At 71.2% G+C, this 15,079-nt stretch carries 1 protein-coding gene (only partly in view); it reads right to left on the bottom strand.

Features of this window, described 5'->3' with window-relative positions; genetic code table 11:
- A protein-coding gene (locus BKA14_RS00570) for a type I polyketide synthase (protein WP_184948992.1) crosses the window boundary here: on the bottom strand, nucleotides 1-15,079 show its beginning. Its footprint begins 16,217 nt before the window's first position; the window shows 15,079 of its 31,296 coding nt (coding positions 1-15,079); its start codon is at nucleotides 15,077-15,079; its stop codon lies off the left edge, out of view.

Raw genomic sequence — 15,079 nt, 5'->3', positions numbered from 1 at the left:
CGGCCAGGACGTCGTCGAGTTCCCAATCCACGTACGGGGCCAAAGCACGACCGCACTCCGCCAGCCGGACCGCGAACACCGGCGACGCCCCCGCCAACTCCCGGCCCATCCCGACCCACTGACTGCCCTGACCCGGGAACACGAACACCGTGCGACCCACACCGCCGGGAGGTACCTGACCCGCTACCACACCCGAAGCGAGCTGACCGGTCGCGACTGCGGCCAAGCCGGTCGGCAAATCCTCACCCAGCACCACCGCACGGTGCTCGAACACCGACCGGGTAGTAGCCAGCGACCAGGCCACGTCAGCGGGATCAAGGTCCGGCCGGGCGATGACATGCTCCCGCAGCCGACCCGCCTGACCCGCCAAAGCCGCCCCGCTATGGCCCGAGACCAGCCACGCCGGGAGGCCCGGCAGCACCGGCTCGACCACCGGAACCGGTGCGGTGACTGCGGCCGGCGCTTCCTCGAGAATGACGTGGACGTTGGTGCCGCTCACCCCGAACGCCGACACACCAGCCCGGCGCGGCTGACCGGTGTCGGGCCAGTCCCGCGCCTCCTGCAAGAGTTTGACGTTGCCCGCCGACCAGTCCACGTGCGACGACGGAGTGTCCGCATGCAGCGTTCGCGGCAGATGACCGTGCTGCAGTGCCAACACCATCTTGATCACACCAGCGACACCGGCGGCGGTCTGCAAATGACCGATGTTCGACTTGACCGAACCCAGCCACAACGGCCGATCCTCACGACGCTCCCGGCCGTACGTCGCCAGCAGCGCACCGGCCTCGATCGGATCACCCAGCGACGTACCCGTGCCGTGCGCCTCGACCGCATCAACGTCAGCCGCGGTCAACTGCGCATTCGCCAGCGCCGCACGAATCACCCGCCGCTGCGACGGACCATTCGGCGCGGACAGACCATTCGACGCGCCATCCTGGTTGACCGCACTACCCCGGATCACCGCCAAAACCTGATGACCGTTGCGCTGAGCATCCGACAACCGCTCCAGCAACACCATCCCGGCGCCCTCGCCCCAGCCGATCCCGTCAGCCGAGTCCGAGAACGCCTTACAACGCCCGCTCGAGCCCATACCACCCTGCTCGGCGAACTCCATGAACGCGCCCGGCGACGTCATCACCGCCACACCACCCGCGAGGGCCATCGTGCACTCACCGCCGCGCAGCGCTCTCACCGCCTGATGCAACGCGACCAGCGACGACGAACACGCCGTATCAACCGTCAAGGCCGGACCGGTCAACCCCAGCACGTACGAGATCCGGCCCGACGCCACCGACGACACCGAACCCGTCAGCCGATAACCGTCGAGGGTCTTGTCCTCGACCGGCAGACTCGCCTCATAACCGGAGTGACTCGCACCGATGAACACGCCGGTCGCCGAACCGTGCAAGGACGACGGGGCCAGACCGGCCCGCTCGATGGCCTCCCACGCCGTCTCCAGCAACAACCGCTGCTGCGGATCCATGGCCAGCGCCTCACGCGGGTTGATCCCGAAGAAGCCGGCATCAAAGTCAGCGACGTCGTAGACGAAGCCGCCCTCCCGCACATACGACTGATTGGATCCGCCGAATTCCTCCTCGAACGCCTCCCACCCACGATCGACCGGGAACGGCGTAATCACGTCCCGGCCCGCGGTCAGCAGCTCCCAGAACTGCTCCGGGCCCCGCACGTCACCCGGATACCGGCAACCCATACCCACGATCGCGATCGGCTCGCCACCGGCCGCCGCCACCACCTGCACCGCGCTGTCGGCGGCACCGGTACCGACCAACTCGCCCCGGATGAACTCGGCCAAAGCGGCCGCGTTCGGGTAGTCGAACACCAGCGTTGACGGCAGCCGCACCCCGACCGCGGCCGACAGACGGTTCCGCAACTCCACCGCCCCGACCGAGTCGAAGCCCAGATCCTTGAACGCCCGCTGCGGCAACACCGCCTCAACCGACTCATGACCCAGCACCGCCGCCGCATGCGCCCGTACGGTCTCCGTCAGCACCTGCCGCTGCTCGGCCGGCGGCATACCCCGCAGACGGGTGGCCAGCTCGGAACCACCCAGTCCGACGTCCACGCCGGCGTCAGCGGCCAGAATCGCACGAACTTCCGGCAACGCCGACAGGAACGGGCTCGGCCGCCGCAACGTGTACGTCGGCACAAACGAGGCCCAGTCGAACCCGGCCACCGCGACCGTTCCCTCACCGGCATCCAAGATCTGACCGAGGGCACGCATGCCCCGCTCGGCGTCGATGCTTTCCATGCCGAAGTCGGTCAGCCGCTCACCGTCACGACCCGCGGCCAGGCCGACGCCACCCCACAGACCCCAGGCGATCGAGGTCGCAGCCAAGCCCCGGCCCCGGCGGTTCTCGCACAACGCGTCCAGGGAGGCGTTGGCCGCCGCGTAGGCTCCCAGTCCGCCGCTGCCCCAGGTGCCCGAACCCGAGGAGAACAGGACGAAGGCGTCCAACTCCCGGTGGGCGGTCAGTTCGTCGAGCAGGGCCGCGCCGCCGGCCTTCGCCGCGAGCAGCCGGTCCAGGTCAGCCGCCTCGATCTCCTCGATCGGACGCCGCTCGGCCAGCCCCGCCGCGTGGAACACCGAGGACAACACCGGGCCGGACCCGTCGATCCAGTCCAGCAGGCCGGCGGTGGCGTCACGATCGGCGATGTTCGCGGCCACCACCTCCACCGCCGTGCCGGCTGTGGCGATCACTGCCGCCGACTTCGCGACCCCGGCCGCGGCCGGGCCCGACCGGCTCGTCAGCACCACCCGCTCGGCGCCACGCTCAGCCAACCAGCCGGCCGTGATCGCGCCGACACCACTCGTGCCTCCGGTCACCAGCACACTGCCGGCCGGGGTCCACGTGCGGCCGGTCGCGGGGCGGGGAGCACGCACCAGCCGGCGGCCCACCATCCCCTCGGGACGGATCGCCACCTGATCCTCACCGTTGCCCGCCAGCACCGACACCAACCGGGCCCCCGCCCTGGCATCCAGCACCGCAGGCAGATCGATCAGACCACCCCACCGGTCAGCAAACTCGAGACCGGCCACCACACCCAAGCCCCACACCCGCGCCTGAACCGGGCTGGTAGCCGCACCACGCGTCACCACCCACACCGGCGCCGGTACGCCCGCCCGCAGCACGGCCACCGTCGCCAGCAGATCCGCCGGTTCCTCCGCCAACGCCAGCAGGGACACGACACCCGCCACGTCGGTGGTACCGGCCGAGGTCAGCTCGGCCGCATCGGCGAGCCTCACCACCTCGGCCCCTCGACGGGCCAGCACCGAGCCGATGCCTTCGGTGTCGTCACCGACCACCAGCCAGCGGCCGGTGAGCACCGCCTCGCTGTCGGCGACGGGAGCCCAGGTCACTCGGTAACGCCAGTCGGCCACCGACGCGTCGGCCTGGCTGCGCCGCCGGTAGTCGGCCAGCATCGGAAGCATGTCGCCCAGCCGGCCGCCGTCGACGTTCAGCGTGGCGGCCAGCTCGTCCGGGTCGCCGCCCTCCACCGCGGCCCAGAATGCGGCTTCGCCGGCCGGAACCTCCGGGGCAGTGGTGGGTCGCGCTTCGGGCCAGAAGTGCCGCCGCTGGAAGGCGTACGTCGGGAGGGCAACGGTCTTCCCCGGTTCGAGCAGTGCGGGCCAGTCGACCGGGAGTCCACTCACGTACGCCTCGGCCAACGAGCTCAGCAGCCGCTGGGCGCCACCCTCGTCCCGCCGCAGCGTGCCCACCGTGATCTGGTCCTCGATCACCGGGATCAACACCGGATGCGGGGAAACCTCCACGAACACGCCATGCCCGGCCTGACTCAACACCTGAACCGCACGGTCGAACTCCACCGGCTCCCGCAACGACGCGAACCAGTAGCCGGCATCCATCTCCACGCCGGTCAGCCAACGACCGGTCAACGCCGACACCATCGGAATCACCGCCAGGCGCGGAGCCACACCCGCCAACACCTCCAAGATCTCCGCACGCAGTTCCTCCACCTGCGGACCGTGCGACGCGTAATCCACCGGAATCAACCGGGTCCGCACCGCACCACCACACGCAGCCTGCAACTCCCGCAGCGCTGACGGCTCACCCGAGACCACCGTGGCGGACGGGCCGTTGACCGCGGCGATCGACAGCCGGTCACCGAAACCCGCGATCCGTTCCCGCACCGCGCCGACCGGCTCGGCGATCGACAGCATCCCGCCCCGGCCCGCCAGGGCAGACAAGGCTTTGCTGCGCAACGCCACGATCTTCGCCGCGTCGTCCAGGGACAAGATGCCCGCCACCGCAGCCGCCGCGATCTCACCTTGCGAGTGACCCACCACGGCGTCCGGTCGCACACCGGCCGCCTGCCACACGGCGGCCAGCGACACCATCACCGCCCACAGCGCCGGCTGCACCACGTCGGCGGCCTCGAGACCGTGCCGGCCCGCGAGAACGTCGTCGAGATCCCAATCCACGTACGGGGCCAAAGCCGCCCCACATTCGGCGAGGCGGGCCGCGAACACCGGTGACGCCTCCGCCAGCTCCCGGCCCATACCGACCCACTGCGAGCCCTGACCCGGGAACACGAACACCGTCCGGCCTACGCCGCCGGGCGGAATCTCTCCGACGGTCACGCCGGGGGCGGGTCGCACGGACGCCACCGAGGCCAGCCCGGACAACCGGTCCTCACCCAGCACGACCGCCCGGTGACTGAACACCGACCGGGTTGTCGCCAGCGACCAGGCCACGTCGACGGCCGTCACCTGCGGGCGGTCGACGAGGTGCTCCCGCAGCCGGCCGGCCTGCCCGACCAGCGCCGCCGCGCTACGCCCGGACAACACCCACGCGGGCAGACGCGGCGCCAGCACCGGCAAGCCCTCCGGCTGCTCCGAAGCCGGCGCCCGCTCCGCAGCCGGCGCTTCCTCGATGATCACGTGGGCATTCGTGCCGCTGATACCGAACGCCGAGACCCCAGCCCGGCGCGTCCGGTCACCGGCCGACCAGTCCCGCGCCTGCTGCACCAGCCGAACGTTGCCCGCACTCCAGTCCACGTGCGACGACGGCGTCTCGGCGTACAAAGTCTGCGGGATCCGGCCGTGCCGCAACGCCAGCACCATCTTGATCACACCAGCCACACCCGCGGCCTGCTGCGCATGCCCGATGTTCGACTTGATCGACCCGACCCACAACGGCGCATCCCCGGCCGGACGTTCCTGACCGTACGTCGCCAAGAGTGCTTGCGCCTCGATCGGATCGCCCAGCGACGTGCCGGTGCCGTGCGCCTCCACCACATCAACGTCAGCCGCCGACAACCGCGCATTCGCCAGGGCGGCCCGGATCACCCGCTGCTGAGAAGGACCATTCGGCGCCGACAAACCATTCGACGCACCATCCTGATTAACCGCGCTCCCCCGAACAACCGCCAGCACCTCATGACCGTTGCGACGAGCATCCGACAGGCGTTCCAGCATCACCATGCCCGCACCCTCGGCCATGCCCATGCCATCCGCGCCATCACCGAACGCCCTGCACCGGCCATCCGACGACAACGCCCGCAACCGCGAAAAACCCACAAACTCCGACGGATCAGCCATCACCATCACACCACCGGCCAACGCCATCGAACACTCACCCGACCGCAACGCCTGCGCAGCCTGATGCAACGCCACCAACGACGACGAACACGCCGTATCCACCGAGATCGCCGGACCCACCAAACCCAGCACATACGAAATCCGGCCCGACAACACACTCAACGCATTACCCGTAATCACATGCGCCTGCGTATCCGGACTCCCACCAACCGCCGTGATGTAATCCGACATCGTCCCACCAACAAAAACACCAGTAGACGACCCCTTCAACGAAACCGGATCAATACCCGCCCGCTCAATGGCCTCCCACGAGATCTCCAACAACAACCGCTGCTGCGGATCCATCGCCAACGCCTCACGCGGACTGATCCCAAAGAAATCAGCGTCGAACTCGGCCACCCCGGTGACGAAGCCGCCCTCGGTCACATACGTCGAACCCTCAGCGTCCGGGTCCGGATCGAACAGTCCCTCGACGTCCCAGCCCCGATCGGCGGGGAACCCGGAAATCGCGTCACCACCATCAGCCAGCAGATCCCACAACTCTTCCGGACTGCGCACACCACCGGGGTAGCGGCAGGCCATACCCACGATCGCGATGGGTTCGGAGGGCGCCGCCACGGACACAGTCACCACGGGCTCGGCGAACCCGGCACCGAACAGGTCAGTGAGAATCAGCCCGGCCAGGGCCGTGGGGTGGGGATAGTCGAACACCGCGGTGGACGGCAACCGCACCCCGGCCGCCGTGTTCAATCGGTTCCGCAATTCCACCGCGGTCAACGAATCGAACCCGACATCACGAAACGCCCGCTCGGCCGGAATCTCGTCCGCCGACTCCAGACCCAGCACCGCGGTCGCATGCGATCGCACCAGATCGACCACCGTGCGCAGACGCTCCGCGACGGGCACCCCGGCCAACTGTGATGCGTACTCACCACGTTCGGCCGGGCCGGCCGGCCGGGGCGGTACGGAGTCCTCCCGAGCCTCCGGGATCATCTCGAGCAGGGGCCTCGGCCGGGCCGCGCGGAACACCGGGGCGAACCGGTCCCACTCGACGTCGGCGACCGCGATGAACGTCTCGTCGTCGGCCAGCACCTCACCCAAAGCGGTCAGGGCCTTGCCGGTGTTCATGAAGTTCATGCCTTGACGCAGCAGACGGCTGGGTGTCACCCGGCCCGGAGCCTGATCCATCGACGCGTCGACGGCCGCCCAGTCCTGGGAGTTCCAGACGCCCCAGGCGATCGACGTCGCCGGCAGGCCACGGCCGCGGCGCTGCTCGGCGAACCCGTCCAGGAACGCGTTCCCGGCCGCGTACGAGCCGTGGTCGTTGCTGCCCCACGTCGCGGAGATCGACGAGAACAACACGAACTCGTCCAGATCGAGGCCGGCCGTGGCCCCGTCCAGGTGCACCGCCCCGGCTGCCTTGGCGCCGAGCGCCGCGGCCAGGGTCGCGCGGTCGGTGTCCTCCACACGGGCCAGTGAGGCCACCGTCGCCGAGTGGAACACCGATGACAGATCGGGGCCGGATTCCCCGATCCAGGACACGATCCCGTCGACCTGCTCGGCCACGGCGAGGTCGCAGCTGACCACGTCGACGGCGGTGCCGCCGCTCGCGACGGACGCGGCCAGCGCCGCCGCCCCGGTGGCGGCCGGACCGGACCGGGACGCCATCACCAGCCGCCGGGTGTCCCGCTCGGTCAGCCACTCGGCGACGTGTCCGCCGACCGAGCCGGTGCCACCGGTCAGCAGGACCGTGCCGCGCGGCGACCACGGCCCGCGGCCGGTCGGGCGGGGCTCGGCCCGGACCAGGCGGCGCACCAGGGTGCCGGACTCACGCAGCGCGACCTGATCCTCGTAGTGGCCGGCGGCGAGGACCGGGATCAGCTGCTCCGCGGTCCGCGCCCCGAACTCGGCGGGCAGATCGATCAGGCCGCCCCAGAACTCGGGGTGTTCCAGACCGACCGCCCGGCCCAGGCCCCAGACCGCGGTCTGCGCCGGACTGGTGGTCCGGTCGTCGGCACCGGTCTGGACGGCGCCTCTGGTCACCAGCCACAGCGGCGCGGTGGAGGCCGCCGCGTGCAAGGCGTGCACCAGGTCCAGCGTCGTGGCCGTGCCGCTCGGCACCCACGGGAACTCGGCGTCCGGGGTTTCGTCCAGCGCGAGCAGCGAGACCACACCTGCGGCACCGGCCAACGCGGAACCCGCAGCCTCGACACCCGGCACCGCAACGACGTCGGCGCCGTGCCGAGTCAACGCCTCGGCGACCGCGGACGCCTCCGGAGCGTCGCCCACCAGCAACCAGGTGCCGGTGAGCGGGCCGGTGTTGCCGCTGGTGTCCATCCGCTGCCACATCACGCGGTAGCGCCAGTCGTTCACCGACCAGGCGGCCGGCCCGGCCACCGCGCTCTCCGGCCAGAACCGGCGCCGCTGGAACGCATACGTCGGCAGGGCAACGGTTTCCCCGCCGCCGAAGACCGCCCGCCAGTCGACGCCCACCCCGGCCACGAACGCCTCGGCCAGCGAGGTCAGCAGACGCTGGGCACCGCCGTCGTCACGGCGCAGGCTGCCCACGGTGACGCGATCCTCGATCGTCGGCACGAGGACCGGATGCGGGGACGCCTCGACGAACACCCCGTGCCCGGACTCGGCCAGCACCCGCACGGCACGGTCGAACTCCACCGGCTCGCGCAGCGACGCGTACCAGTAGCCGGCATCCATCTCGACGCCGGTCAGCCACTCGCCGGTCAACGCCGACACCATCGGAATGTCCGCCTCAGTCGGCGTGATCCCGTCCAGCACCGCCAAGATCTCCGCGCGCAACTCCTCCACCTGCGGACCGTGCGACGCGTAATCCACCGGGATCAACCGGGTACGCACCACGTCACCACAGGCAGCCTGCAACTCCCGCAGCGCCTCGGTTTCGCCCGAGACCACCGTGGCGGACGGGCCGTTGACCGCCGCCACCGCCAACCGATCACCAAAACCGGCGATCCGTTCCCGCACCACGCCGACCGGCTCCGCGATCGACAGCATCCCGCCCCGGCCCGCCAAAGCACCCAAAGCCTTACTGCGCAACGCGACAACCTTCGCCGCATCCTCCAGCGACAAGATCCCGGCCACCGCAGCCGCCGCGATCTCCCCTTGCGAATGGCCTACCACCGCGTCCGGTTGGACACCGGCGGCCTGCCAGACAGCGGCCAGCGACACCATCACCGCCCACAACGCCGGCTGCACCACGTCAGCGGCCTCAAAACCGTGCCGTCCCGCCAGGACGTCGTCCAATTCCCATTCCACGTACGGGGCCAAAGCACGACCGCACTCCGCGAGCCGGGCCGCGAACACCGGCGACGACTCCGCCAACTCCCGGCCCATCCCGACCCACTGACTGCCCTGACCGGGGAACACGAACACCGTTCGGCCGATCCCGCCGGGAGCCACCTGACTGCTCACCACACCCGGGGCGGGCTGCCCAGTCGCCACCGAGGCCAGACCGGCCACCAGATCCCCACCCAGCACCACCGCGCGGTGCTCGAACACCGACCGGCTCGTCGCCAAAGACCACGCCACATCACCCACAGGCAGCTCGGGCCGGGCGATGACATGCTCCCGCAGCCGCCCCGCCTGATCCGCCAAGGCCGCCGCGCTGTAACCCGACACCAGCCACGCCGGAACACCGGGCAGCACCGGCGTGGACGCCGGAACCGGCACCTCAGCCGCAGCCGGCGCCTCCTCCAGGATCACGTGCACGTTGGTGCCACTGACCCCGAACGCCGACACACCAGCCCGGCGCGGCCGATCCCCGGCCGGCCAGTCCCGCGCCTGCTGCAACAGCTGCACATTGCCCGCCGACCAGTCCACGTGCGACGACGGAGTGTCCGCGTGCAACGTCCGCGGCAGGTGACCGTGCTGCAACGCCAACACCATCTTGATCACACCGGCCACACCCGCAGCGGTCTGCAGATGACCGATGTTCGACTTGACCGAACCCAGCCACAGAGGCCGGTTCTCCGGGCGGTCTTGCCCGTACGTAGCCAGCAGCGCACCGGCCTCGATCGGATCACCCAACGACGTACCCGTCCCATGCGCCTCGACCGCATCAACGTCAGCCGCGGTCAACTGCGCATTCGCCAGCGCCGCACGGATCACCCGGCGTTGCGACGGACCATTCGGCGCGGACAGGCCGTTGGAGGCGCCGTCCTGGTTGACCGCACTACCCCGGATCACCGCCAGCACCTGATGACCGTTGCGCTGAGCATCCGACAACCGCTCCAGCAACACCATCCCGGCGCCTTCACCCCAGACGATGCCGTCGGCGTCGTCCGAGAACGGCTTGCACCGCCCGTTGGCGGCCATCCCGCCCTGCTCGGTGAACTCCTCGAAGGCGCCCGGCGACGTCATCACGGCCACCCCGCCGGCCAGCGCCATCGTGCATTCGCCGCCGCGCAGCGCGGTCACCGCCTGATGCAACGCCACCAGCGCCGAGGAACAAGCGGTGTCCACGGTCACCGCGGGGCCGGTCAGACCCAGCACGTACGAGATCCGGCCGGAGGCCACCGCGGGGATGCTGCCGGTGAGCCGGTAGCCGTCGAGGCTGCGGTCGTCGGCCGGCAGGCTGTTCTCGTAGCCGGAACCGCTGGTGCCGATGAACACTCCGGTGGACGATCCGTGCAGCGCCGACGGGGCCAGACCGGCGCGTTCGACAGCCTCCCACGACGTCTCCAGCAGCAGCCGCTGCTGCGGGTCCATCGCCAGCGCCTCGCGCGGGTTGATGCCGAAGAAGGCGGCGTCGAAGTCGGTGGCGTCGTGGACGAAGCCGCCCTCGCGCCGGTAGGTCCCGCCCGGGTCACCCCATCCACGGTCGTTCGGGAAGGCCGAGACGGCATCCGCTCCGGTGGTCAGCAGCTCCCAGAACTGTTCGGGTCCGCTGACGTCACCGGGCAGGCGGCAGCCCATGCCGACGATCGCGATCGGCTCACCGCCGGCCGCGGCCACGACCCGTACGTTGTCCGTGGCGTCGGCTGAGCCGAGCAGTTCACCCAGGAGGTGATCGGCGAGCGCGACGGTGGTGGGGTGATCGAAGACGATCGCCGAGGGCAGGCGCAGGCCGACCGCGGCCGACAGCCGGTTGCGCAGCTCGACGGCGGCGACCGAGTCGAACCCCAGCTCGCGGAAGGCCCGGTGCGCGATGACGTCCTCGGCCGAGCGGTATCCCAGAACCACGGCGACCTGCGCCCGTACGAGGTCGGTGACTGTCTGCCGCCGGGCGTCGGCGGGCAGGCCGCGGAGCCGGGAGACGAACGCCGAGGTGTCCGCCTCGGTGCTCTCCTCGGCCGCGGCTTCCGAGGCCAGCACCCGGCGCGCGTCCGGCAGGGCGGACAGCAGCGGGCTCGGCCGGCGGAGGGTGAACGTCGGCACGAACCGTTCCCAGTCGATTCCGGCGACGACAACTGTGCCTTCGCCCGCGTCGAGCACCTGGCCGAGGGCGCGCATGCCCCGCTCGGCGTCGATGCTTTCCATGCCGAACTCGGTCAGCCGCTCACCGTCACGACCCGCGGCCAGGCCGACGCCACCCCACAGACCCCAGGCGATCGAGGTTGCGGTCACGCCACGAGCCCGGCGGTTCTCACACAACGCGTCCAGGGAGGCGTTGGCCGCCGCGTAGGCTGCCAGTCCGCCGCTGCCCCAAGTTCCGGCGCCGCACGAGTAGAGGACGAAGGCGTCCAGGTCACAGTCGGCGGTCAGTTCGTCGAGCAGGGCCGCGCCGCCGGCCTTCGCCGCAAGCAGCCGGTCCAGGTCAGCCGCCTCGATCTCCTCGATCGGACGCCGCTCGGCCAGCCCCGCCGCGTGGAACACCGAGGACAACACCGGGCCGGACGTGTTGATCCAGTCCAGCAAGCCGGTTACGGCCCCACGGTCGGCGATGTCGCACGCCGCCACCTCCACCGCCGCTCCGGCGGTGGCCATCGCCGCGGCCAGTTCGGGCGCACCGGCCGCGGCCGGACCGGACCGGCTGGCCAGGACCACCCGCGCGGCACCGCGTTCGGCGATCCAGCCGGCGGTTTTCGCGCCTGCGCCGCTGGTGCCGCCAGTGATCAGCACACTGCCGCCCGGGGTCCACGTGCGGCCGGTCGCAGGGCGGGGAGCACGCACCAGCCGGCGGCCCACCATCCCCTCGGGACGGATCGCCACCTGATCCTCACCGTTGCCCGCCAGCACCGACACCAACCGGGCCCCCGCCCTGGCATCCAGCACCGCAGGCAGATCGATCAGACCACCCCACCGGTCAGCAAGCTCGAGACCGGCCACCACACCCAAGCCCCACACCCGCGCCTGAACCGGGCTGGTAGCCGCACCACGCGTCACCACCCACACCGGCGCCGGTACGCCCGCCTGCAGCAATTTCACGGTCGCAAGCAGGCCGTCCGCATTCTCCGACAGCGCCAGGACCGATACGACACCGGTGACTCCGGTGGTGTCGATCGAGGCGATCCCCGGCAGGTCAGCAACCTCGATGACCTCGGCACCGCGCTCGGCCAGCACCGAACCGATTCCCCCGGCGTCGTCGCCGACCACCAGCCACCGGCCGGTCAGCACCGCCTCCGTGTCGGTGACCGGAGCCCACGACACCCGATAACGCCAATCAGCCACCGACGCGTCCGCGCGCTCGCGGCGACGCCAGTCGGTCAACGCGCCCAGAGCCGACTCGGTGGCGTCCACCCCTAGCAGTTCAGCCAGCGTATCGACGTCGCCCTGTTCCACCGCGGCCCAGAAGGCGGCATCGCCGGCTGAGGTCTCCGGGGCGATGGTGGGTCGTGCCTCGGGCCAGAAGTGCCGCCGCTGGAACGCGTACGTCGGCAGCGCGACCGTCTTCCCGCCACCCAGCACAGCCCGCCAGTCGACTTCCACCCCGGCCACGTACGCCTCGGCCAACGAGCTCAGCAACCGCTGGGCGCCACCCTCGTCCCGCCGCAGGCTGCCCACCGTGATCTGGTCCTCGATCACCGGGATCAGCACCGGATGCGGGGACACCTCCACGAACACCCCGTGCCCGGACTCGGCCAGCACCCGGACCGCCCGGTCGAACTCCACCGGCTCGCGCAACGACGCGTACCAGTAGCCGGCGTCCATCTCCGGACCGGACAACCATTCGCCGGTCAACGCCGACACCATGGGGATGTCCGCCGCGCGCGGGGTGATGCCGTCCAGCACCGCCAGGATCTCGGCGCGCAATTCTTCCACCTGCGGGCCGTGCGACGCGTAATCCACCGGGATCAACCGGGTACGCACCGCATCACCGCAGGCGTCTTGCAGCTCCCGCAGCGCCTCGGTTTCGCCCGAGACCACCGTGGCGGACGGGCCGTTGACCGCCGCCACCGCCAACCGATCACCAAAACCGGCGATCCGTTCCCGCACCACGCCGACCGGCTCCGCGACCGACAGCATCCCGCCCCGGCCCGCCAAAGCGCCCAAAGCCTTGCTCCGCAACGCGACCACACGCGCCGCGTCGTCCAGCGACAGAATCCCGGCCACCGCAGCCGCCGCGATCTCACCCTGCGAATGACCCACCACCGCGTCCGGTCGCACACCGGCCGCCTGCCACACCGCGGCCAGCGACACCATCACCGCCCACAACGCAGGCTGCACCACACTCGCGGCCTCAAAACCGTGCCGACCCGCCAGAACGTCGTCGAGGTCCCAATCCACGTACGGGGCCAAAGCACGACCGCACTCCGCGAGCCGGGCCGCGAACACCGGCGACGCCTCCGCCAGCTCCCGGCCCATCCCGACCCACTGCGAACCCTGACCCGGGAACACGAAAACCGTGCTCCCGGTGGCACTCGAGGTCGCCTCACCGGTGATCACCCCGGCGGCCGGGCGCCCGGCGGCCAGCGACGCCAGCCCGGACAGCAGCTCCTCGTGCCGGGTGCCGAGCACCACCGCGCGGTGGTCGAACGACGATCGGCTGGTGACCAGTGACCAGGCGACGTCGCCCACCGCGAGGCCGGGCCGGGCCAGCACGTGCTCGCGCAGCCGACCGGCCTGGCCGGCCAGCGCGGCCACGCTGCGACCGGACACCACCCACGGCGCCGGGACCACACCGGGCAGCACCCCGCCGGGGGTCCCGGCCGCCGCCGGCTCGTCACCGGCCGGGGCCTCCTCCAGGATCACGTGGGCGTTGGTGCCGCTGACGCCGAAGGACGACACGGCAGCGCGCCGCGGGCGGCCGGTCTCGGGCCAGGGCACCGCCTCGGTGAGCAGGCGTACGTGGCCGGCGGCCCAGTCGATCTGCGGGGTGGGGGCGTCGATGTGCAGGGTCCGGGGCACCCGGCCGTGCCGCATGGCCTCGACCATCTTGATGATGCCGGCGACACCGGCGGCGGCCTGGGAGTGGCCGATGTTCGCCTTGATCGAGCCGAGCAGCAGCGGCCGGTCCTCGTCGTGTTCCTGGCCGTAGGTGGCCAGCAGCGCCTGGGCCTCGATCGGGTCGCCCAGGGTGGTGCCGGTGCCGTGCGCCTCCACCACGTCGACGTCGGCCGCGGTCAGCCGGGCGCCGGCCAGAGCGTCGCGGATGACCCGTCGCTGGGCGGGCCCGCTGGGAGCGGTCAGCCCGTTGGACGCGCCGTCCTGGTTGACCGCGGAACCGCGGACGACGGCGAGGACGGGGTGCCCGTGCCGCCGGGCGTCGGACAGGCGTTCCAGCAGCAGCACGCCGGCGCCCTCGGCCCAGCCGGTGCCGTTGGCGGCCGCCGCGAAGGACCGGCAGCGGCCGTCCGGCGAGAGTCCGCGCTGCTCGCTGAACTCGATGAACGTCTCCGGGGTGGCCATGATGCTGATGCCCCCGGCGAGGGCCAGGCCGCATTCGCCGGTGCGCAGGGCGTGCGCCGCCCACTGCAGGGCGACCAGCGAGGACGAGCAGGCGGTGTCGACGGTGACGGCCGGGCCCTCGAGTCCGAGGGTGTAGGCGACGCGACCGGACACGAGGCTGCCGTCGCTGCTGGTCACGCCGTAGTCGTGGTACATCGACCCCGCGAAGACGCCGGTACGGCTGCCGCGCAACGCGACCGGATCGATGCCGGCGCGCTCGATCGCCTCCCACGTGATCTCCAGCAGAAGCCGCTGCTGCGGGTCCATGGTGAGGGCCTCACGCGGGCTGATCCGGAAGAACTCGGGGTCGAACTGGGCGGCGTCGTACAGGAAGCCGCCGTCACGGACGTAGCTCTTGCCGGCCTTGCCGGGCTCGGGGTCGTAGAAGGCGTCGACGTCCCAGCCGCGGTCGGCGGGGAACGGGCCGATCGCGTCGCGGCCCTCGTCGACGAGCGTCCACAGCTCCTCGGAGGTGGTCACCCCGCCGGGGAAACGGCAGGCCATACCGATGATCGCGACGGGTTCGGTGGCCCCGTCGGCGACGGCGCGCAGGCCTTCGATGTCTCGGCGCAGTCGCTCGTTCTCGACCAGCGAGCCGCGTAGCGCCTTGATGATCTCCTCGGCCTGGGCATCCAT

Origin of the sequence: Paractinoplanes abujensis (assembly GCF_014204895.1) — a bacterium.
GTDB lineage: Bacteria > Actinomycetota > Actinomycetes > Mycobacteriales > Micromonosporaceae > Actinoplanes > Actinoplanes abujensis.
The sequence above is the reverse complement of the archived record's forward strand: the minus strand, read 5'-3'. Positions and strand labels throughout refer to the sequence as shown.